This window comes from Chryseobacterium sp. CP-77, assembly GCF_036362765.1.
In the GTDB taxonomy this organism is placed as follows: Bacteria; Bacteroidota; Bacteroidia; order Flavobacteriales; family Weeksellaceae; genus Chryseobacterium; species Chryseobacterium cupriresistens.
Map to the genome: position 1 here is coordinate 1593702 of NZ_CP143637.1, position 23029 is coordinate 1616730.

General features: G+C 36.5%; 16 protein-coding genes. 3 read left to right on the plus strand and 13 right to left on the minus strand.

Going from position 1 to position 23029, the window contains the following annotated elements:
* Positions 1-7: 7 nt before the first annotated feature.
* The 10 genes from V0410_RS07185 to V0410_RS07230 all read right to left on the minus strand — a co-directional run bounded on the left by V0410_RS07185 (position 8) and on the right by V0410_RS07230 (position 18945).
* On the minus strand, positions 8-3439 hold the full coding sequence (locus tag V0410_RS07185; protein ID WP_330746901.1) for a DUF6443 domain-containing protein: 3432 nt from the start codon (positions 3437-3439) through the stop codon (positions 8-10).
* A 10-nt stretch (positions 3440-3449) separates the two neighbouring features.
* Positions 3450-7028 (minus strand): DUF5977 domain-containing protein, encoded by a 3579-nt coding sequence (locus V0410_RS07190; protein ID WP_330746902.1) that lies wholly within the window; start codon positions 7026-7028, stop codon positions 3450-3452.
* A 3-nt stretch (positions 7029-7031) separates the two neighbouring features.
* On the minus strand, positions 7032-8660 hold the full coding sequence (locus V0410_RS07195) for a T9SS type A sorting domain-containing protein (protein ID WP_330746904.1): 1629 nt from the start codon (positions 8658-8660) through the stop codon (positions 7032-7034).
* Between the two features lie 259 nt (positions 8661-8919).
* A complete protein-coding gene (locus tag V0410_RS07200) occupies positions 8920-9330 on the minus strand; it encodes a hypothetical protein (RefSeq protein WP_062671818.1) in 411 nt (136 codons plus the stop codon).
* A 118-nt stretch (positions 9331-9448) separates the two neighbouring features.
* Positions 9449-9847, minus strand: a complete 399-nt coding sequence (locus tag V0410_RS07205; RefSeq protein WP_330746905.1) for a hypothetical protein — start codon at positions 9845-9847, stop codon at positions 9449-9451.
* Positions 9848-9940: 93 nt separating this feature from the next.
* Positions 9941-12268, minus strand: a complete 2328-nt coding sequence (bglX, locus tag V0410_RS07210) for a beta-glucosidase BglX (protein WP_330746906.1) — start codon at positions 12266-12268, stop codon at positions 9941-9943.
* Positions 12269-12347: 79 nt separating this feature from the next.
* Positions 12348-13055, minus strand: coding sequence for a prolyl oligopeptidase family serine peptidase (locus tag V0410_RS07215; protein WP_330746907.1), 708 nt, complete (start codon positions 13053-13055; stop codon positions 12348-12350).
* 100 nt (positions 13056-13155) lie between these two features.
* A complete protein-coding gene (locus tag V0410_RS07220) occupies positions 13156-14547 on the minus strand; it encodes a glucoamylase family protein (protein WP_330746908.1) in 1392 nt (463 codons plus the stop codon).
* Positions 14548-14624: 77 nt separating this feature from the next.
* Positions 14625-16091 (minus strand): RagB/SusD family nutrient uptake outer membrane protein, encoded by a 1467-nt coding sequence (locus V0410_RS07225; RefSeq protein ID WP_330746909.1) that lies wholly within the window; start codon positions 16089-16091, stop codon positions 14625-14627.
* Positions 16092-16095: 4 nt separating this feature from the next.
* Entirely contained in the window at positions 16096-18945 is a 2850-nt protein-coding gene (locus V0410_RS07230) for a SusC/RagA family TonB-linked outer membrane protein (RefSeq protein ID WP_330746910.1), read from the minus strand.
* Between the two features lie 366 nt (positions 18946-19311).
* On the opposite strand from V0410_RS07230, the gene V0410_RS07235 reads away from it, so the two are divergent.
* From V0410_RS07235 to V0410_RS07245, 3 genes are all read left to right on the plus strand, one after another.
* The gene (locus tag V0410_RS07235) at positions 19312-19983 is read left to right on the plus strand and encodes a DUF4197 family protein (protein WP_330746911.1); all 672 of its coding nucleotides are present in this window, start codon (positions 19312-19314) and stop codon (positions 19981-19983) included.
* A 40-nt stretch (positions 19984-20023) separates the two neighbouring features.
* Positions 20024-20329 carry a DUF493 family protein gene (locus tag V0410_RS07240; protein WP_047433612.1) on the plus strand — a complete coding sequence of 102 codons (306 nt, stop codon included), beginning with the start codon at positions 20024-20026 and terminating at the stop codon, positions 20327-20329.
* A 61-nt stretch (positions 20330-20390) separates the two neighbouring features.
* Positions 20391-20864 (plus strand): hypothetical protein, encoded by a 474-nt coding sequence (locus tag V0410_RS07245; protein WP_330746912.1) that lies wholly within the window; start codon positions 20391-20393, stop codon positions 20862-20864.
* 55 nt (positions 20865-20919) lie between these two features.
* Here V0410_RS07245 and V0410_RS07250 read toward each other — a convergent pair whose 3' ends face one another.
* From V0410_RS07250 to V0410_RS07260, 3 genes are all read right to left on the minus strand, one after another.
* Complete coding sequence (locus V0410_RS07250; RefSeq protein WP_330746913.1) at positions 20920-21270, minus strand: arsenate reductase family protein; 351 nt, start codon at positions 21268-21270, stop codon at positions 20920-20922.
* 86 nt (positions 21271-21356) lie between these two features.
* A complete protein-coding gene (locus V0410_RS07255; protein WP_002977952.1) occupies positions 21357-21971 on the minus strand; it encodes a deoxynucleoside kinase in 615 nt (204 codons plus the stop codon).
* A gap of 27 nt (positions 21972-21998) precedes the next feature.
* The gene (locus V0410_RS07260) at positions 21999-22961 is read right to left on the minus strand and encodes a hypothetical protein (RefSeq protein ID WP_330746914.1); all 963 of its coding nucleotides are present in this window, start codon (positions 22959-22961) and stop codon (positions 21999-22001) included.
* Positions 22962-23029: the final 68 nt, after the last annotated feature.

Consider the following 23029-nt stretch of genomic DNA (forward strand, 5'->3'; position numbering starts at 1 on the left):
ATCAATATTATTTAGGACCACGTAATGGATTTGAAGATTGAGATTTATAAGCATTAACACGTCGTTCAGTATATTTTTTATAACCAAGACTATGTCCTACTTTTTGTGCCATTTGGGTGGTTTGTCCTTCAGTAGCAAAGCTACGTTGCTGCCAACTTTGAAGAGCGTCAAATCCTAATCTTCCAGTCCCCCAAGTTAAACCATTATTTCCTGCAATATAGCCTGCTCCAAAGTTTCCAATATCTCTGGCTGAAGCAATTACGGTTACATTATCTGTTTTATCTCCTGTATTTACTGAAAATAGCAGACCTCGATATGTGTATTGTGTCACTGTCATTCCTTCAGGCCTTTGATCTGTTCCTCCTACTTCTCCATTAGGTCCATTTGTTTTAAAATCATATTTTTCATTACCTTTTCCATTCGCCATATAGTTAAAAATATTAGGTTCATTAGGTCCCATCAAATCATTAAGAAAATTATTACCACTCAAATCACCAGGACTTATTACAGCCCCTTCAACAGCTTTATTATCGTCTCCCATAAAAGAACGCGGTGTCAGAGAGTTGGCAATATGATGAGATGTATTAACATCATAATTCCCTTTGTCGTCAGCTAAATAAATTCCATTATTACCGTCATCTTTGGCATTTACTACAGTGTATGTTCCATCCTTATTATCTTTTACTCCTGTACTTGTCACACCACGGCCATCAGGGTCAATAAAACGGATTGGATTATTCATCGTGTAATTGTATGGTGACCATCTACGATATTGTTCAGCTAAAGGATCCACCACACCCCATCTTCCAATATCTGGCATATAAAATCTCGCTCCGTAGTCATACATACCACTTTCCTGCAGTTCCTTACCGTTGTACTTGTAATTATAGGGAACTCCTCCAAAAGGAGCAGGAACTATCAACCCCTCCTGATGTTTTAATCCAAAAGGATAATAGTTGTTGGCATCAATAACCTCAAGTCCAGTACCATTATTCTTATAACTCACCCTTACATTTCCTAAATGATCCGTATAATTGTAAATATACTTATTTTCCGTAAAATCATAATATCCTTCGGAAGTCGGTACAAATTTCAATACCGGAATGGTGTAAAGAGATGCTGAAGTGTCATATGCATGCCTGTTATCATACTGAAACCCGTCTAGGTAATTGGTTTCTATGGATCCATTCATACTATATGTTTTAGAAACTTTCGTTCCGTCTGCCCTGTAGGTGTAGCTGGTGTTGGAAATACCTATCAACCCTTCGTTAACTGAAATATAACTAGGCAAATTCAGGTAATTATAACTGATCTTCATTTTCTTATCAGGATGATCTGTCATATTTCCATTAAGATTATAAGCCATCGTTCCCTGCAAAGCATTGTATCCTGAACGGTTGTTAATAACCCCTGAAGGAAGAGTAATTTTATCCAGTGTATTACTTTTGTCCCCATTCTGATAATTATAGACCAGATCATCAATCTTCTCTGCAGTAGTTCCTCCTGAAACAGGCCATGAAAATCTTTTTAAGGTTTTAATATTTCCATTGAGATCGTAGCTCAGCTCTTCGTTAAAATAATTATTCTGAGCTACAGAAGAATTGGGTTCGGAATATACTCCTTTCAACATCCTGTTTAAAGCATCATACTGATAATTGTATCTTTTCAGCCCTTCATTACTGGAAATATTCCAATCAATCTCAGCAATATTTCCATTAAACCTTCCTGTTGACGTATTGGTATACACAGGATTGTTATACTTCATTTCATATCCAAATAATTTTCCATTGAGGTTTGCCGGATCATTAACCTTAGTCATCCAGCCCCGGATATTGTATTGATAAACAATGGTCTGTAATGGAGATGCAGCTGTTCCTCCTACTTTCTTGGATTCCAGCTGGGAAATTTCATTATACTTATTCTGGGCAAGGTATTCAACGGGATTGCTGCCTACCTGATGGGTATGGGTCAGAAGCCTGTTCTGGGGATCATAGGTGAATTTTTCTACAATGGTCTTTTCAGGATCTGCAGCAAGTCTTTTATGATAGGTATTGGTCTGAAGGATAACCCCGGTATAATCAAGCTTATTATTTACCACAGTATAGCCTCCTAAATGGTTGTTGCTTCTTGAACCGATGTTTCTTCCTTTGGTATCATACCAGATAAAGTTCCTTGTCCACTGATCATCTTCTATATTTTTGATATAGGAAGCGGTAAGGAGTCCTTTGGTAGTTTGTTCATTAGCCGGATTGTCCGTAAGAAGAGGCTGGGCAAACACATTGGTCACTGCAGATGAACCCGGAGGATAGGTGTCGTAATAATTGACAGTTAATATCTGGCTAACATTGGAAGGAGTAGAAAGTTTGGTATAATATACAGCCATACCATTTAAGGTAAATCCGGCTGCAGCGGTCCTGGTTTCATATAAATTAGCATTGACATTGGCACTATTTTGCATTGAAGCCCTGCTGGCAGTATTATTTGTAATTCCCGTGTAAACGGTTCTTCCAAATTGGTCATATTTGGTAAAGAGCCATTGTCCTTTTCCCTTAAGCTCAGTATCCTGAGTCAGAATAAGCTGGTCAGCTTTATTATACACCATATATTCCCAGCCTTTACCAGGCAGTTTCTTTTCTACCAGACGATTTCTCCCGTCATATTTATACTGATAGCATAAATCATTCAGTACGGTATTGGGATCTGTTTCTACAGAAGCCTTGGGAGGAATCACATAAGCCAGCTGGTTATAATCATTGTAAACATAATAAGTATCTGCGTTTTCTGTAGCACTGATTACTTTTCTGACCAATACAATCTGTCCCTGCCCGTTTTTAAATTCAATGGTTGGGTTTCCGTCTTCATCGGTAACCGTATTTTTATACAGCTGCCCTGTTCCGTAGGTTCCAGATAAGGTGAGTTGGGAAGTAAAATTGGTATAGTTAAAAGTGGCGGTGTATTTTTTAACCTCGCCATCTGTATTGGCATCATATCCAAACTGTACAGGCTTGTTGTCCCAGGCAGTTCCGACCTGTTTTTGCGCTAAAATACGGTCTAATGGCGAATTTTCCAGAATCTTCTCTGAGTAGATTTTTTCTGAACCATAAGAGGTACTGCTTACATTGGCTAATGGATCGGTAATGATACCACCGTTGAAAGTTCCTCCTTGAGGAACAGGAAGGTAGTCCTGAACCTGTCTTCCGAACTGATCATATTTAATGGGGATAACTACATCTTTTCCCAATGGGGAGGCCTTTACATTCACAATTTGCTTGGGTCTTCCGAGTCCGTCAAAATACTGAACCGTTTCAGAGGTTTTAACATTAGCAAGTGCAGGATCTGACAAATACGTCTTGGAGTAGACATAATTTTCCGTATTGGTAAGTTGCCCCTGGGCAGTTCCTATTATGAGAATTCCTATGGGAATTAATATTTTTTTCATGGATTTGTTTTTAATTTACATTATAACTAAAGCTAATATTGTACGGAACACCTGTAGAAGGGCTTCCGTTTCCTAGCCATCTTAAAACAGTTTGTCCTGATCCTGGATAGAGAGTTACTTGCCAATTTCCTGAGGACTTAGTAACTGTCGTGGCAGGCCAACAAAGTCCAGGTATATTTCCTAATTGTACTGTATCATACCAATTCACACCTTGGTTTGATGTAACCATAAAATTTAATTGAGCATTAACAACATTATTTACTTTTTGAAAAGGAGCATATTGTATCATAATATACTGACTTGAAGCCATGGCATTGAAATCACAATATGGATAAAAGCAGGTTAAGTTTGAATTAGCATAATTCTGCCCATTACTATTAATGTCATCTAAAGCTTTCTGATCAGCATCTGCCTGACTGATGATGGAAAAATGCCTACCTTCAGGTACCGTATAGGTTATCGAACTGGATACCATACCGGAAGTACAATTATTTTTTGTGAATGACTGGCTTTTCATAACATTATAATATGCTGTTGGGGCATTATTATATTTATATTCTTTAAGAACTTTTCCGCTATTATCTACAACTTTCTCTAATCGATTGGACAAATCATAGGTATAATTTTCTCTTATTCCACTTGGAGAAGTAATACTTGTCACCCCGATCAATGGATTATAAGTGTAGGTTGTTATATTGTAATTGGCAAGAGCAGGGTCTTTTCTAAAATTATCTAGAGCTTCTATCAGCAATAGCTCCGAAGATGCATCTATATCTGCATTAGATTTCAGGAAAATAGGAAGAGTTGTGTATCCAGAAGGCAAGCTACTTACACCCAAAGAGGTCATTACATTACTATAAGTCTCTCCCTCTATCTTAGCGATAGGTAAAGTTTGACCATATCCCCAAATTATCGTGGTTGGTTTACCATCTATACTTGTATATTGTAGAACATTACCTTTGGAATCATATAAATCATAACTGATTTCTACAGTTGGGACAGGAACAGGGCTATTCAAATCTTTAAGATTATATGATAATACTGATTTGGGTAGGGGCAAACCACTAGTATATATATTAGCATCTGCTTGGGAAACAGGGTAAACGGTTTCCCACTTAGTCAGAATTTTATTTGTAAGATTCTCTATTTTCGTTGTCTCTGTAACCAATGGAATTCCTACCATATTCTTGTTAATCAAATATTGATTATTTATTGTAACATCATTTGCATAATGATATGTCTTAGAAATTACTTTATTATCTGGATAGGTAGTTTCTTCTTTCTTCAGAAGATCATCATCAGAGTCATCGTAAAAGTACTTTGTTTTAGTGGTAACATTTCCATTATTGAAATAATCTTTTCTTGTCTCAGAGTCTAAATAATGATTGTAAAAATAAAGTTTATAAGCCGAGACATTAATGACATCACATGTTTTGTCTAGAGCTTGACCTTGTGCATTCCAACCCATTGGAACAGGACCAAAAGGACGTCCATCAATTTCAATTATCCTAGCATGTTGTGAAAATCTTACAGGATTATTATTATAATTATAAATTGTTTCGGCTAATAATTGCTTAGTGTTTGTATACTCTTTTTTAAACAATATCTTCATTCTTTCTTTTTGGAGAGAGTTAAAAGAATTTATTCTAGTGCCAGCATTCTCATCATATTTAATTAGTGCACTGGACCATATATAATTATTATTTCCTAGTGTGGTCCTTTCTCTTTCTACTCTAGTCATTAGTGAGTTATCAGGTTTTTGATCAATAAAGCCATTATCTTGATTACTGAAAGCATATTCAATTATCCCTCCATTGCTTTTTTCTTCATAAATTTTTGAATATACAATATGTGACCCATTAGTATAATTTAATGGCCAACTTAAAGGTGAAATTTCCCTGTAAGTATATTGGTTATGATTGTAATCTGTAGTATTTGACAAAACACCACTAGAACTTAAATCACTATTAATAAGATCTTTATAATAATAAAACTTTCTCAGGGAAGGCACATTTGAAATACTATAATCAATAATATGGCTGACCCTGAACCCCCCTGCTAACCTCCTCGGACTAATCTCACTGATGAAAAAATCATTATTATAATTAGTCATTTTAGTATACTCATGAGGTTCGTAATAAAAACGAGTACTTCCTCCTGTTGGATAAAAGATTTTTTCTAAAATTTCGTTTAATTTAAAATTCGGTTCTTTTGCTTGTCTATATGCGGCCGCAATAACATTGATATCTGTAGAATTTATTGCATAAAAATTAAATGTTTTATCGTTGAAATACCCCCAATGATCAGTATTTCCGTTATTAAATTTTGGAAATAGGTTATTATTATATTGAAATTCATATTTGTTGTTTTCTGCTTCGCCAATTTTTATTTTTTTTAATTTTAATCGCCTAGCAGGATTCTCGTCATATTCAAAGTATATATTTTCTATATTTTTATTATTCACAGCATAGGAAATATTATCAAGTTTGTACCAATGTTTAAGATTATAGTAATTATCAGGAGGTTTAATTTCAAATCCATCAATTAAGTATACATTTTCATTGGTAAATTCTAGACTATTTGCCAAAGATTTATTAAATTTTATCTCAACATTATCAAAATTAACCTTATCCAAATAGCTAAACTGTCCTTCTTCAAAGTTTGAAAGATTAAAACAGTTATTCTTATCAATATCTTTTGCGCACCCACTCAAGTCGTAACCACCATACGAAAAACTTTTGTATCCCGAATATGAACTTCTAAAATAGATGGTTTCTCCAGATTTATCATAACTAAAGTCAACATTTTTTCCAGTTGAATATTCAATTTTGGTTAAATGCCAATTTTTGACATACTTATAATATTCTGCACCGAGCTTTGGGTTCTGAGTCTTTTTTCTACTTCGATAAATCTCAATTGCTGAATACTGATTTCCAAAAGTATACTTATTCCCCAAGCCATCGGTGATAGTAAAGGAATATATGAAATGCTCCATATCATACTCATTATCTTTTAATGTATTTGTAATCGATAAATTAGGTGTGTCAGAGTTTATAATCCATTTTCCTTCATGATTTTTAATAAAAGTACCTGATATACCATTTACAGAAAAGCTAAAAGTATCAGGATTTAATGCTCTTTCATTTTTTTCATATTCATTAAAACCCGAATATGATTTTAGCTTATCTAACGAATTCCAATCAGCGGAATTTAAAAGGTTATATTTATAATAGTAAGCCTCTGGATCAGACTCATCTGCTACACCATTCAAATTTCTTGTAATAGTTCCTGAAGTACTTAAATTCCATGCTAAACCCGTCCATGAAGGATAAGTATCAGGCTTATTCAGAGCAACATCATAATTAAGATTTACATCAAACTTGTTTTTATAATCAATTTTTAAGGAAAGCAAACTGATATTAATATCCGGTTTACCTAGTGAATGATTTAAATCAGTCCCTCCATATACTTTAAATTCACTTGAGTTTGGACTTTTAGAAAATTCAGGACTATAAAAGCCTTCTTCACCATTAAACTGACCTTTCATTAATGATACTGAAATGATACAAAATAGAAAAAAAATCTTCATAATTTACTGTTTAATAATTTTTGCATTTGCTGTTTTATTGGTATCCGTTTTTATAGTAATAAGATAAGCCCCTTGAACCAAAGCCTGCGTATTAATCTTAGTTACTTTATTCTTTGTTTTCACACTTTGTAGCTGTCTTCCACTCATATCATACAAAAGAATATCTGCATCCTTAAAGTCAAAGCCAATTTCTACGTAAGCATAGTCTGATACAGGATTCGGGTAGATCTTGATATCGTGTTTTTCAATGAGCTGATCAACTTGTTTATCTCCGAGCTTTACAATCTTCCAGTTTTCTTTCCCCAGTTCTTCAGCACTTGTCCCTGCAAGAATAATAGAACCGTCTCTGTTGAGTTTTACATCAGAAAGTCTTTCTTCCTTCTTTCTGGATTCACCTTTTACATGTTTTCTCCACTGCTCATTGCCATTCTGGTCAAGGTATAGCATCCAGAAAGTTTCATCATCTGTTTCTATTCTTCCTTCTGCCTGGGTATAGCCTCCCAATAAGATTCCTTTGGATGATTTATCATCTGCTGAATGAAGAACACACATTCCCATCAGGATATCTCTGTTTTTAAAATTGTAAGATTTTTGCCATTGCTCTTCTCCTCTTTCATTTAAAGAAATCAGCCAAAGATCTGTTCCCTCCTCTAATCCGACAGTTTTGTTTCCAGACCTTTCTGATCTGGATTCTCCTCCGATAATAAAACCAGTTGAAGTTAAGGCCAGCGTTCTCAAATGATCATCTCCTTTTCCTCCGAAGTTCTTTTCCCATTCTACTTTTCCGTTTTTGTCGAGTTTTACGACCCAATAGTCACCTTCACCGAAATTTTCAGTTTGTTTTGAGTTTCGGGATATGGGATTCGGGTTTTGAACATTTAATGAAGAACCCGCACCTCGCATCCCGGAATCTTGTTCAGAACCCGAAACACGAACCTCAGAACTCCTTGAATACATTCCCAGCAATGCTCCTCCGTCTTTCGTCGGAATCATTTTCTCCACTTCATCCAATCTTTTTCCACCTAAAATTAATTGGGAAAGTTCTTTTCCGTCTTTATCCAGTTTTGTGATCAAAACATCTTTGGAACCATAGCCTTTTGATGAGTTTTGGACATTTCCTGCAACAAAAAATCCTAAATCTGTAGTCTGGATAACAGCTCTGGCTTCTTCATCAGAAGAGCTTCCCAAGGTTTTTTGCCATAGTTCATCTCCGAATTCATTGATTCTGATCAGCCAGATATCTGAGCCTCCTTTGGAATCGTCTTTTTTATCGAGTCCTTTTCCTGAATAAGAAGTTCCTGCCAGAAGAAATCCGCCATCCTGCGTGGTAACAGTAGCAGACAGGTAATCGTGGTTTTGTCCTGAGAAATATTTTTCCCAGACTTCTTCACCTTGCTGATTCAGCTTGATCAAATGAAAATCGTAACCGTTGTTTTGCTTACTGCCTGAAGCTTGTTGCTTATTGCTTTGAATAGAACTTCCTGTGATCAAATATTGCTGATCAATGGTTGTGGTGATCTGGCTTAGAAAATCCTGGGTAGAGGATTGGATGTCTTTCTGCCACACCACTTCCTGGGCAGATACTCCCAAGATTGTGCATAAAGTGAATGCACCGAAATAGAATTTTTTCATTCTATGTTTTTTTGAGTTAGTAATTAGTTTCTTAAACTTCGCGAATTTAACACTTTTTAAGATAAAAAGTCACTTTTATGTGGTACCGTTAATCATGTTATTTATCATTTAATTCTGATATATTTTTCATTCTATTATGTTGCAAAAGTATCTATCCACAACGACAAAACTTGTCGCATTAAAATCCAATTGAATTCATTGATTTCAAGCCACAAAAAAGCCACTCTTCCGAGTGGCTTTATATTTTTAAAGTTTTATTTTACTGATAAATGACTTCATCATTCTTCTTGATCTGGTAGCTCTTTTTATAGGGAGTTAAAACATAGCTGTCTTTCACATGAGCTCCGCTTTTCCATATTTTTGCTTTTCCCTGCTTATCCAAAATAATGCTTTTTGCAGCTCCATCCGGAATAAATACTTCAGCTTTAGTCATACTTTTATTAAAAATAACTGCCGTCATTGAAGTATAGCTTTTGTCTGAATTTACTTCTTTGAGTTTTATTTTCTGATTGAAAGTTTGTATACAATTATTTCTTAATTGTGAATACGTATATCCTGCGGAGCCGATACAACCGTGCACATCTCTGTCGCCTCCGAGAACAGGAGTACTTTTTTGCGCAAAAACGAATGAACCAAGGAACATGGTACTGAGTAAAATTATTTTTTTCATAGGTAAAATTTTTGTTTTCTGATGGATTAAAATATCCCAAAAATGTGATATTAATTAATTTCTCTAAGGTACAAAAAAAACCACTCTTGCGAGCGGTTTTTCTTTTTAAAACCGGATCTTACTGATAGATCACGATATTATCCTTTTTAAGCTGGTATCCGTGCTTTTTGTAAGGAACCAATACATAACCATCCTTTTTCCATGCTTTGGCTTTACCTCCTGCTCTGGTAAGGATGATGCTTCTTTCACCGGCATCTTTTACAAAAACCTCAGCTTGTTTCATGTCTTTACTGAAAATAACTGCAGCTATTGAAGTATAGCTGTCTTTCGGAGCTACTTCTGTTAACTTGATTTTCTGTTCAAACGTTCTTATACAGTCTTTCTTAATTTGAGAATAAGTATATCCTGCAGAACCAATACATCCGTGTGCATCTTTGTCTCCACCTTTTATTGTTCCTTTTTGTGCAAATAGTAAAGAACCCAGGAACATTGTGCCTAATAAAATTGTTTTTTTCATGTCGATTTGTATACTAATAATTACCCGAGGTATTATTAAAAATCGTGCCAAAAAAAACATCATAACACAATCCGGTGAATTACTTTCCGGATATTACTTAGTCCAATTGATTTTTGAATGCTGAACATTGTCAGAACTGGTTCCTATCATGATATCAAATTCTCCTGATTCCCAGTCATATTTCAGATCTCCGTTATAGAATTTCAGGCTTTCAGGAGTAATATCGAAAGTTACTTTTTTAGATTCTCCTTTTTTCAAAAAGACTTTCTGGAAGCCTTTTAATTCTTTTACCGGTCTTGTAATACTTCCTACCATATCTCTGATATACAACTGAACCACTTCAGCCCCATCATAATTTCCTGTATTCGTTACTGTAACAGATGCCTGAACGGTCTGATTTCCTTTTGCAGTAGTGGTGGAAACTGCCATATCAGAATAATTGAATTTCGTGTAGCTCAATCCATATCCGAAAGCGTATAAAGGCGTATTACACTCGTCCATATAGTTTGAACGGAATCTTTCATAAGTACATTTGTCTACTTTATCCTGGCTTAGCGGACGGCCTGTATTTTTAGCGTTATAGTAGATTGGTACTTGTCCAAGGCTTCTTGGGAAAGTCATCGGAAGTTTTCCGGACGGGTTTACTTTTCCGAACAGAACATCCGCAATCGCATTACCTGCTTCAGATCCTGCAAACCAGGCATTCAGAATAGAATCCGGAGTATCTTTTACATTGGTTAAAGCTAAAGGACGTCCTGTGAAAAGAACCATTGCAATTGGTTTTCCGGTCTTCTTTAATTCGTTTAGCAGATCAACCTGAGACTGAGGAATCGTAATTTCTGTTCTTGAAGAAGATTCTCCACTCATTTCAGCAGATTCTCCGATAGCCAGAACAATCACATCTGCTTTGTTGGCTACCTCTACCGCTTCTTTTAACAATTCTTCTTTGGAACGGTTGTCTCTGTCTGTTTTTTTACCATGAGCAGCATAAATTTCTTCTAATTTGGCATCATAGTCAATATTCGCACCTTTTGCTGATAAAAACTTAACTTCTTTTCCGTAGTTCGACTGTAATCCCTGCATCAAAGAAACTGAGGCAGCATGTTTTGTAGCAACACTCCAAGTTCCGGCCATATTCATTGAGTTATTCACCAATGGTCCGATTACAGCCACTGTTCCTGATTTCTTTAAAGGCAATACCTGATTGTCATTTTTCAATAACACCATAGATTGAGCAGCCGTATTTCTTGCTATATTACGGTTTTCCATATTATAGACTTCTTTTGCCGCTAACTTCGCATCTCCATGTTTGTATGGATTATCAAATAAACCAAGATCATATTTTGCTTCAAGAATCCTTCTTGCTGCCATATCAATTTCAGCTTGTGTCACTTTTCCTTCCTGAAGGGATTTTTTTAATGTTGTTAAAAAACCTTCTCCTACCATATCCATATCAACTCCAGCTTTTAAAGCCAAAGCAGACACCTGCTGAAGATCTCCCATACCGTGGTCTACCATTTCATTGATACCGGTATAGTCTGTTACTACAAATCCTTTAAATTTCCATAGATTTCTTAATACTTCCGTCTGAAGCCATCTGTTTCCTGTCGCCGGTACTCCGTCCACTTCATTGAAAGAGGCCATTACCGAAGCAACACCTGCATCTACTGCAGCTTTGTAAGGAGGGAAATATTCGTTGAACATTCTTACATGGCTCATATCAACCGTATTGTAATCTCTTCCGGATTCACCTGCTCCATATAGGGCAAAGTGCTTTACACATGCTAAAATATTGGTTCCGTTCGCAAGGTCTTTCCCCTGATAGCCATATACCATGTTTTTGGAAATTTCACTTCCCAAATAAGGATCTTCTCCTGAACCTTCTGATACCCTTCCCCATCTTGGTTCGCGGGAAATATCTACCATGGGAGAGAATGTCCAGTTGATCCCGTCGGAAGCTGCTTCTCTGGCAGCTACTTTTGCAGATTGCTGGATAAGATTCATATCCCATGAGGCAGCCAGACCTAAAGGAATCGGGAAAGTAGTTTCATAGCCGTGAATAACATCCATCCCGAAAATCATAGGAATCTTCAGACGGCTTTTTTCTACAGCCACTTTCTGAACAGCCTTGATCTTATCTGCTCCTTTTATATTGAATAATCCGCCGACTAATCCCTGCTCTACTTTCTTTCCAATATCAGAGCTCTGTGCCTGTCCTGTAGTGAAATCTCCGGAAGTCGGAAGGTTCATCTGGCCAATTTTTTCATCCAATGTCATTTTAGATAAAAGATTGTCTACAAAAGCTTTCTTCTTAGCCTGATACTGAGCTGTCTGGTAAGACTGAACGGGCTTCGTTACCATTTCCTGTGCGGAAAATACAGGTGCCAATGCTAAAGTGGCGATTACAATTAACTTTTTCATAAATCTATCTTCTTAAATTATTGTTTTATATTTTTTGCTTTAATTTGATGGGTTTATTTTCAATCATTGGTGTCTTGGATTACTTTTCTTTCTTTTTGGACAGCATCCATTCATACAAAGCGGGATTTGAGTATGCCGAATCCCATGAATTATGATTATCATTCGGGAAGATAACCAATTCTGCTGAAGGGTTTACAGGATGTAGCTTCTGATAAAAATTAAAAGCATTGGCAGGTAGTACAATATCGTCCATTCCGCCATGGAAAATTTTCATGTTCAGATCTTTAAACCGATGAATATTAGCGGTCATGACCTGATCTGTAGGAGCACAAACTGAAGTCACTGCAGCAAACATTTCCGGATGCTCCATGGCCAGCTTTAAGGTTCCCCATCCTCCCATAGAAAGTCCTGTAAGATAAATACGGGAAGCATCAATTTTATATTTCTTCTGAATTTCCTTGATCAGATTATATACGGTAACCGTATCCCACCATGTTCCTTCCGGGCATTGGGGTGCGAGAACAGCTACAGGTCCTTTGATCAGGTTTTTATAGGTAAACGGGCTGTGTGCCTTTACCAGATCAAGATTAGTTCCACGCTCTCCTGAACCATGAAGGAAAACAATTAATGGTACATTTCCTTTAACATTCTGCGGATAATCCAGAATGTAAGACATTTTTTCCTGTCTTTTAATTTCTTTATTGAGTTCCCCTTTTATCTCCTGCGCATTCATTGGTATTGAAAACGGCAGCAGTAAAAGAGGAATATGTTTCAGTTTTAGTTTCATATTGTTATTTAGGTTTTGGCTAAAGCCAGCGGATTTGATCTTTTTTATGTAAACGGACTCCCTTCGACTAAGCTCAGGATAAAGGCCCGTTCCTATTAATTTATTTGAGTCCATATTTGGCTGACCGGAAGCTTAGTTTTTTTAATCCCTGCTGAATTTCCGGGGCATTCATAAATAACTTCCAAAGGAATCCTGATCTGTAATTTTCAATCATGGGTGCTATCGTTCCCTGATCTATCGCCAGATATCTTGGGGTAAACCAATTGTTATAATTAATGGAGGTAGCATCATAAGGTCCCGCAGATCCTATGAATTCAGGTTTTTGGGTATACATGAATCTCAGGAAAGCCATTGATTCTTTTGGTGTATAGGGAAAACTGCTCAATGCAGCTGTAGGAGTAATCACTCCATTATCATTGCCAGGCATGTGAGCGGTGTATCCTGTGCTTCCGTCCTCATTTCTGGTATATCCGGCTGTAAGCCCCCAATAGTTGGGGCCATACCCTTTCCATTGTTTTGGATTTTCAACACAGTATTTGTAATCGATAAGGGTTTGATTTTTATTGATGTCAAAGTAGTTTTTGACAAGCTTTTCGGATAATCCCGTAGGATCAAGCCCGATATATGAATATTGTGCCCAGAAAAGCGGGCCGCCGTATTCTTCGGCATAGTTGTGTTTTACATACAGAGGTAGTCCGTATTTTGTTTTATCTGTAAGGTAAGTTCCGTTTCTGGTCCATCCTTTATAGTAGGTTTCTGCATCAATGGAATAAGTAGGTGAAGATGCTGCTAAAATATAAGTGATCAGGCATTCATTATATCCCTCAAGAGGAAAATTCATTTCCCATTGGTAATCCGGTGACCAGTGCCAGTATAGGACTTTCTCACCTCCTTTGGTATACCAGTTCCATTGGATTCCTTTCCACAGTTCATCACATTTTTCTGCCAGGGCTTTTTCTTCTGCATTTCCGTTTTTAAAATATTCACGGACCATCAGTATTCCTGAGGTAAGGAATGCCGTTTCCACAAGATCACCTCCATTATCTTTTTTCCCAAATGGTACGGTTTTTCCGGTTTCCCCATTGATCCAATGTGACCATGCACCTTTGTGGCGGTCTGCTTTAGCCAGAAAGTCCATGATGTGAGTAAGTCTTTTCACCGCTTCTTTTCTTGGAACAAATCCTCTTTCTACCCCTACCAGAATAGTTGCCAACCCGAATCCTGAGCCTCCTGTAGTAATCACGTGTTTATCATTATCAGGATAGATATTATCTTCATGGTAACGTTCTCTTCCCAACATTGAGTTAGGTTCTGCATAGTCCCAGAAGTACTTTAAAGCATCTTTCTGCACTCTGTCCATCAGTTGTTCATCCGTGATATTGCTTTTTACTGCTTCAGTTTTTCCGGTCTCCTGTTTGGCAACGGGTGCATTTTTACAGGAATACACAAAGAATAATGAAGTAATAGCTATTGATAATACGTTCCTTTTCATGAGATCTCTTTTTTAGGGTTTCTTACTAAAAGAAGAGGAGAACTTTCATTCTCCTCTAAAGTTTTTATTGATTAAATTTAATAGCCGGGGTTTTGTGCTGACAATCCACCTGCTTCCATTATAAAGTCTTGTGGAAGTGGGAATAGTTCATGTTTTCCAACGATGAATTTTTTACCACCATCAGCTGCCATAGCCGCTTGTGCTTGTCCGGTTCTTACCAGATCAAACCATCTGTCATGTTCGAAAGCAAGTTCCAGTCTTCTTTGTTTCCAGATATCTAATCTTACGTCTGCTTGAGAAGAAGCAGGAGTATTTCCGATATTAGCTCTGTTTCTTACCTGGTTCAGGAAAGGAATAGCTGCAGATGTTTGTCCAAGCTCATTCATTGCTTCAGCTCTGATTAATAGTACTTCAGCATATCTCAGATAACGAATGTTTACGTCTGTTGAAGCCTGATCTCTATAATTGGAAGAATAAGCTTTATAATTATAGAATTTATTTTCTGTATTTGGACCTACGTAATATCCATCATATAAAGTCATATCTCTATGGATAATCGTGGCATCTCTTCTGGAATCTGTTGCAGAGTAGGCGTCATATAATCCTTGGGTAGGCGTTGCAAATCCCCAGCCCCAGCCTGTAGTCCCTCTGGCTCCCTGAACCTGGCTGTACTGCTGGATTGCTCTTCCTGCTGTCCCTCCTGTTCCGTTGATTTCGAAAACAGATTCAGCATTATTTTCTCCTGAAACTTTATAAATATCCTGGAAATTAGGTGTCAATGAATACCCTGTAACCAAATTAGTCTCATCCACAGCAAGCTGCCATTTCTTCTGATATAAATACACCTTTGCTAAAAGCGCATGGGCAGCACCAACAGATGCTCTCCCTATATTACCTGCCCCATAGGCTGATTTATTAGGAAGAACGGCTATGGCATCCTTAAGATCCTGTTCAATGAATGCATAAATTTCTTCCTTACTTTTTCTGGTAAGTGTCATTTGCTTATCAGCTTCAACCCCTGTTACGGGAACATGGTCTACTAGCGGAACCCCTCCAAAAGATCTTACCAAAGTAAAGTACATAAATGCTCTTAAAAACTTAGCTTCTCCAGTTAATCTCTGACGTAATTGTGGATCTGCTTTATCTAATTTAGGAAGATATTTTAGCGCCTGATTACACCTATTAATCCCCTGGTAATTAGAAGCAAACAACTCTTTAAATGATGGTGTAGATGCTGTAAATGTCAAAGCATCCAAAATGTCTTTATCTGAACCTGAGTCACTTGGACTTGAACCTTTATCTGCATCATCAGAAACAATTGATGTGACCCCGATCCAGGCAAAAGTACTCATATTCCAGTCTAAAAACTTAGCATAAATACTAGTAACCAAGCTATTGGCTCCTTCATTATTATTGTATATTTCACCCAAAGCATCCTCAGGAATTTTTTCTGTAGGTGATACATCAACGAAGTCATTGCTGCAACTCTGGTTAACAGCTCCTAAAATTAAAAATGCAGCTGCTATGATATATTTCTTATTCATTTTTTTAAAAATTTAGGTTAACACCAAATACAAAAGATCTCAATGTAGGATAAGCATCTAATTCTACCCCTGCACGCTTAATTGGATCTCCTTCTGCTGTAGGATCTGCAGGATTATATCCGGATAATTCTGAGGAATATCCTGAGTATTTCTGGAAAACAAAAGGATTAATTGCACTCACATAAAGCTTAATTGATTTCATATAATCCGTTACATTTTTAAATGTATATCCTACTGAAATATTATTGATTCTGAAATAATCTCCGCTTTCCAAATAGAATGTAGATGCAATTGGGATATTTGCAGGATTTACAGGATTTGCTGCATTAGTGTTTGTAGGAGTCCAGAAATTATTCGCTACAGAAGCTTCAACATTTTCTCCACCATTTCTTTGTGCTTTTTTACCATTGTACACTTTGAATCCAAAAGCTCCATAACCGCTCAAAGCAAAATCCCAATTCTTGTAAGACATTGAAAAATTAACACCTAAGGTTGATTTTGGTATGTAAGAGCCAAAGAAACGTCTGTCTCCCGGATCTGCACTTCCGGTAACTCCATTACCATTTAAATCTTTGAACTTCAGATTACCGTTTGCATCATAACCATCTGCTTCCCATAAGTAGAAACTTCCTAATGCGTAGCCAACTGCATTAGCATTAAAAATTTTTGTATCCTGTCCGTTTCCAAGATTTCCTCCCACAAGTTGAGAAACCGGCTTGGAAAGATCAATGCTGGCAAGCTTGTTCTTATTGTAAGAATAATTGGCACCAATTGAATAGGTAAAATCCTCACCTACTTTATCAGCCCAGTTTAAACCTATTTCAGCACCTTTATTGACAACACTTCCCATATGTGAATAATTCACTTCAGAAATACCTGTTGCAAGATAAGGTACCACCCCCAAGATAAGATTATTGGTTTTTCTGTTATAAACATCAAAGCTACCCGATAACCTTTTATTCAGGATTGCAAAATCTAATCCTAACGAGGTTTCTTCAGTTACTTCCCATCCTAAACTAGGGTCATATCCCTGATTAACAGTTATTCCATTACTTACAGGCGATGTCCCGAATCCGTAATTGTATGTTGCTCCAGATGAAAGTGGCAAATAATTTAACGGAACCTTCTGGTTACCTAATTTACCCCAGCCTCCTCTTAATTTTAAAAGATCAAAGAACCCATCCTGCATAAAGCTTTCTTCAGAAATGATCCATCCGGCTCCAAATGATGGAAATGTCCCCCATCTGTGCCCCTCAGCGAACTGAGATGATCCATCTCTTCTGAATGTCCCGCTTAATAAATAACGGTTCATAAATTTATACTGAAGTCTTCCGAAATAAGAAATGGTAGTATTTCTGTTTCCTTTTATAGATTCAATAGCTTTAGTCGTATTATCACTAAATAAATTCCCATAGTAATCTACACCATCCAGATTCCAGTAGTCTTGTGAAACGGGTACATTCTTTCTGTTGATCGTTAAGGTTTCAAGACCGTTGGCAACTGAAGCTTCTGTACCGGCTACAATTTCAATATCATGGTTTCCCACTTTCTTGGTATAGGTTAAATAGTTATTAAGTACCCAGTTGAAATAGTTTTGACTTTTATTGGTTAATCTTGTCAGAGGCAAAGAAGTATCATATCCACTGTCAACCCTCATTGGATCGCTATCTAACCAGAATGCTTTGGAGTTTACAAAATTGTAATATTTATAATTATTGTACTCACCACTAAACTGAGAAGTAAACTTCAAATCTTTATAAATATCAATATCCAGTTTTAAACCACCCTGCAATAAGAAATTTTTTCCCCTTTGATTATCATAAGCAAGCTGCATTACCGGGTTGCCTACATTATTAAATCTTCCTCCTTCATAATCGATATTTCCGGTAGTCTTATTATAAATAGGCTGTCCATATTTTCCATTCGGATAATATACAGGGACTAATGGAGATTGTTTATATGCATTTGTAAAAGCACCATACGATTTAGGAGTATCATTGGTAAAGGTAGCACTTAAAGTCTGCGCCAATCTGATTCCTTTGGTAATTCTGAATTCGTTATTGGTTCTTACTGTAGTCCTGTTATAATTGGTACCTTTAAGGATAGACTGCTCATCATAATTACTTAAACTTAAGAAGTATTTTGCAGCTTCAGAAGATCCTGAAATAGAAACATTATGTTGGTTATAAATCCCTGTTCTTGTAATTTCTTTGAACCAGTCTGTGTTGTACGGCTGATTAGGGTTCAGATAAGTACTTGCTTTACCAGCATTATTATAATTTGCAAATTCAGACCCGTTAGCCATTTTAATGGTTTTTAAAGGGGTTCTGAATCCAACCAATCCATCATAGGAAACACTTAACTTCCCTCTACCTGATTTCGTAGTAATAATAATTACCCCGTTAGCCGCTCTGTTACCATAGATTGCCAATGCTGCAGCATCTTTCAATACATCATAAGTAAGAATATCATTAGAATTGATATTGTTGATGTTATCGGCATACATTCCATCAATTACATATAAAGGTGTTCTTCCACCCAATACAGTACCAAGTCCTCTGATCATTACTGTCGGAGTAGATCCCGGCGCATCAGAAGCAATTACCTGTACCCCGGCGGCTTTTCCCTGAATAGCCTGTGACGCATTCAATACTTTGGTTCTGGTTACTTCCTCCGCACTGATAGAACTGATAGCAGTTGTATTATCAACTTTTTTACGGCTACCATATCCAATCATAACGACTTCGTCAATCTTCTGGACTTTAGCAGAATCCTGCGTAACCTGTGCATTCACGTTCATCCCGAAATATAACACGGCAATGAGACCTGAATACTTTAAATTACTTTGTTTCATATAGTTTCAATTTTATTCAAATAAATTCAAATTTGCACCTGTCTCTAAATAGTGGAGTTATTTAAAATCTCAAAAAAAGACATTAGCCAAAAATATAAAAAATATCCAACACTGTTAAACTATCTTAAATATTTAAAAATAACTATCCTTTATTAAATGAAAAATGCCAAAAATATAGATTTTATAATTTTTAATTTAAAATCAAGATCCTTTATCCATCATATTTACAAATGAAATTTTAACATTTTTGACACAATATTCACCAAAACATGTACTCAATTTAATATTTTGTTAAATTGGGAATAGTAATTACCTTTGGTGCAGTTTTTGACAAATGCACCTTAGAAATACATAATAAAAAAATCAATGAAAAAATATATCATTGCAGCCGCTCTTCTGATTGGAACCGGTGCTGTTATTACCACCACTGTACAATCCTGCACTTCATTGGCAACATCAGACATGGGGCTTTCTATTATCAAAAGAATTCTGCTCAATGGTATTGATAAGGGAATGAGTATCTATGGCAACAAAGAAGCGTTCCTGCAGAATAATATGGTTGATAAAGCCCTTCCAAAAGAGTTGAGAGACATCAATTCCACACTGGAGAAAATTGCTCCTTCACTGGTAGCCAAAGAACGAGATTATATAGCACAGGCAGCAGCTTACACAGTGAATACATCAAAACCTATTTTGCAGGATGCCGTAAACAGCCTGAATGCTCAGGATGTAACGAGAATTATGCAGGGAACCACTGCAACACAGATTCTGAAGGAAAAAACATCCCAACAGCTTATTGCTGCCATTGCTCCTAAAGTAGATGAAAAACTGAATGAATATGGAATTGTAAAAACCATTAATACAGCGCTATCTGGCAATAATTTTCTGGGCAGTCTTTTAGGAGGGAATAACAACACTGTCAATTCAGGAGGACTGAGTAAACTTGCTTCTGAACAGCTGGTGAATGGATTATTCAATATCATTGAAGATTATGAACACCAGAACTCCAAGTCCCTGCTGGGACCGTTTGGAAAATAGGAAAATTTTCGCTATTTTTATATTATATTAACAATTGCAGATGGATATATTACAAGGAAATCAACACGCAAGCCCTGAAGACTTTTATCAGTCTTTGAGGGAGAAACTGGAGGATCATCATGATTTTCCGGAGGATTATTTATTTAAATTTATTATTCCTACAGACCAGGCAAAACTTACTGAAATTTACAGAGTTTTTGATGGTATTAAATTTACACTGGGAAACCGTGAAAGCAAAAATGGAAAATACACGGCCTGCAATATCAATGCATTTGTTCTGGATGCCAATCAGGTAGTGAATATTTATAAAGAAGTAGCAAAAATAGAAGGCGTTATTCTATTGTAAAAACAAAGGCCGTTTCATCATGATGAAGCGGTTTTTTATTATTAATACATAAAAACAGAATATGATGAACATCCAACTGATCCTATTTAATATCATTTTAGCAACCTCTGCTACAAACTGTATGCACAAAAATAACAGCGAAAATAATACACCTAATATGTCTTCTACAGTTCAGCAGCAAAAGATTGAACAGATCCGCTTAACAGAAAGGACAAGAGGGTTTAGCAGGGACATTGTTTTCACACCCTCTTCAAAAGAGTCCAACATCAATGAAGAGATTACGAATACCAAAATCTCTACCGCCGAATGGCTGGCAGTTTCCAGGCTGGCTCAGAACATTGACCTACCGAAGATATCTGAACTCAAATCTCCAACTACAGGCAGATATTCTGACCAGGCAATGATATCATCTATGATCATTACCGCTGGCGGAAAAGAGTATACTTCCTCAGAATTTGATTCCGGACGTCCTCCAAAAGAACTGGAAGCTTTATATAAGGCGATAAATGGCTCGGTTACTACAAAAAACCCATAACATAAAAGATCCGCTCTTTCACAGAACGGATCTTTTTTATTTATTAAATTTTCGTTTATTTTTCAATAAAGAACTTTACATTTTCAATAGGTCTTCCCAGCATTGCTACTGAACCTTTTACCAGAATGGGTCTTTGTATTAAAGATGGGTTTTCGGAAAGAATCTTTATCCATTCCTCTTCCGAATAGTTTTTATCTGCATAGTTCTCAACGTAAAGCTTATCGGTTTTACGGATAATATGAAAAACACTCTGATTCAGTTTCTTCAGCACCGTTCTTATTTCAAGAGGACTTAAAGGATCTTCACCAATATTAATGATCTCAAAAGGCACTCCGTTTTCGTCAAGATACTCCAGTACAGCATTTGACTTTGAACAGTTTCCGTTATGTAAAACTTTAACTACCATGATACATTATTCAAAAATTAAACTTGATCTTAACAAATTTAAAAAGATTTACCCTGAGTGTGTCTTAATGTTCTGATAAAAATATGTTAAAACAATCCGTGTAGCTCTGCTTCAATCTTCTCCAGAATAAACCCGAAATCTTCAGGTTTTTCAACGAAATCAAGATCATCCACTTCAACAATCAGAAGTTTTCCTTCTGTATAGTTGGAGATCCATTTTTCATATTTCTGATTCAGTTTGGAAAGGTATTCAATACTGATGGATGCTTCATATTCACGACCTCTTTTATAGATTTTTTTAACCAGGTTAGGAACATCAGATTTCAAATAGATTAAAAGATCCGGAGCAGATACGAAAGACTTCATCAGATCAAATACTGATGAGTAGTTATTAAAATCTCTGTCTGAAAGAAGATTCATATCATTCAGGTTTTCTGCAAAAATATGAGCATCTTCATAGATCGTACGATCCTGAATAATGTTTTTCCCGCTTTCTCTGATCTCCTTTACCTGACGGAATCGGCTCCCTAGAAAATACACCTGCAGTGCGAAACTCCACTTGCTCATGTCTGAATAAAAATCTTCCAGATAAGGATTATGATCTACATCTTCAAATTGTGCATCCCATCCGTAATGCTTGGAAAGCATCGTTGTCAAAGTTGTTTTTCCGGCTCCGATGTTTCCTGTAACTGCAATATGCATAATATTCTTTTTCCTTGTATTTACGAATTAGTTGATAAGTTTTTCGACAGCCTCAGTCTGAACCTGAGAAATATCTTCAATCAATTTCTGTAAAGTATTGTCTGAAGGTTTCTCTACTGTATTCTCATCTGGCTTTTCTTCCGTCTTTTCTACTGGTTTCTCTGTAGATGATGGAGGAGATTCCGGCTGAGCTTCGAGCTGTTTTTGCTGTTGGGCTTTCTTTACTTTTTCAAGGCTGTAAAGATAGAGTTTGTTCCCTTTGATTGCAAAATAAGAGAGGATGTTTTTATCCACAATTTGTGCATCCTGGTCTTCGAAAATAGTGATCATCCCTTTTTCAGGGACGTATTGTGAAATGAAATTACCGGCAACTACCAGGATCATATCATTCTCCCTTCGAAAACGTTTTCCGTTTTCCAAAGGAGCTTCGAAAAGCTTTTCGAATTTAAGGCTGTAAATCCTGATGTGTTTTCTCGTTAAAATATAGACCTTATTTTCATAGACCAGCATGTCCATTAAATCTTCAAAACTGATATCAAAAGGATATGAATTGATGGTTGTATCGTTCCTGAAATTATACTGTATCAAGCGTTTTGTACTGTCGTCCAAAAGCCAGAGCTGCTGCAGATCTTCGGCATAAGCCATTCTGATAAAACCAAATTTCTGTTTAAAATCCAATCGTTGAATCTCATTCATATTCTGGTCTATAAATTTCATTTCCTGGGCATTTTCAGAAAACAATGGCACATTCAGAGGATTTTGTACGGTCTGTACTTTGTACGGAACCGTGAGCATCATTTTTCCGATCTGTTTTCCAAGGGAATCATATTTGGTAAAACTAAAATCTTTGTTTTTATAGATATACAGATTTCCGTAGTCATCGGCAAGCATATCTTTTGCCTCCTTCAGTTTTAAAGTATCTAAAGGAAGTACATCCTGCGCAGAAACTGAGCAGAAAACTAAAAGTAGTATCAGATATAATAATCTCAAATTCTTTTTACTAAGATAGCGCTCCTGAGGGAACGCTACCAATTTACATACTTTATTTTATTCAGACA

Excerpts from the sequence above, each read along its gene's own strand:
- V0410_RS07185 (WP_330746901.1), bottom strand. The coding sequence starts at position 3,439 with ATGAAAAAAATATTAATTCCCATAGGAATTCTCATAATAGGAACTGCC.
- V0410_RS07190 (WP_330746902.1), bottom strand. The coding sequence starts at position 7,028 with ATGAAGATTTTTTTTCTATTTTGTATCATTTCAGTATCATTAATGAAA.
- V0410_RS07195 (WP_330746904.1), bottom strand. The coding sequence starts at position 8,660 with ATGAAAAAATTCTATTTCGGTGCATTCACTTTATGCACAATCTTGGGA.
- V0410_RS07200 (WP_062671818.1), bottom strand. The coding sequence starts at position 9,330 with ATGAAAAAAATAATTTTACTCAGTACCATGTTCCTTGGTTCATTCGTT.
- V0410_RS07205 (WP_330746905.1), bottom strand. The coding sequence starts at position 9,847 with ATGAAAAAAACAATTTTATTAGGCACAATGTTCCTGGGTTCTTTACTA.
- bglX (WP_330746906.1), bottom strand. The coding sequence starts at position 12,268 with ATGAAAAAGTTAATTGTAATCGCCACTTTAGCATTGGCACCTGTATTT.
- V0410_RS07215 (WP_330746907.1), bottom strand. The coding sequence starts at position 13,055 with ATGAAACTAAAACTGAAACATATTCCTCTTTTACTGCTGCCGTTTTCA.
- V0410_RS07220 (WP_330746908.1), bottom strand. The coding sequence starts at position 14,547 with ATGAAAAGGAACGTATTATCAATAGCTATTACTTCATTATTCTTTGTG.
- V0410_RS07225 (WP_330746909.1), bottom strand. The coding sequence starts at position 16,091 with ATGAATAAGAAATATATCATAGCAGCTGCATTTTTAATTTTAGGAGCT.
- V0410_RS07230 (WP_330746910.1), bottom strand. The coding sequence starts at position 18,945 with ATGAAACAAAGTAATTTAAAGTATTCAGGTCTCATTGCCGTGTTATAT.
- V0410_RS07235 (WP_330746911.1), top strand. The coding sequence starts at position 19,312 with ATGAAAAAATATATCATTGCAGCCGCTCTTCTGATTGGAACCGGTGCT.
- V0410_RS07240 (WP_047433612.1), top strand. The coding sequence starts at position 20,024 with ATGGATATATTACAAGGAAATCAACACGCAAGCCCTGAAGACTTTTAT.
- V0410_RS07245 (WP_330746912.1), top strand. The coding sequence starts at position 20,391 with ATGATGAACATCCAACTGATCCTATTTAATATCATTTTAGCAACCTCT.
- V0410_RS07250 (WP_330746913.1), bottom strand. The coding sequence starts at position 21,270 with ATGGTAGTTAAAGTTTTACATAACGGAAACTGTTCAAAGTCAAATGCT.
- V0410_RS07255 (WP_002977952.1), bottom strand. The coding sequence starts at position 21,971 with ATGCATATTGCAGTTACAGGAAACATCGGAGCCGGAAAAACAACTTTG.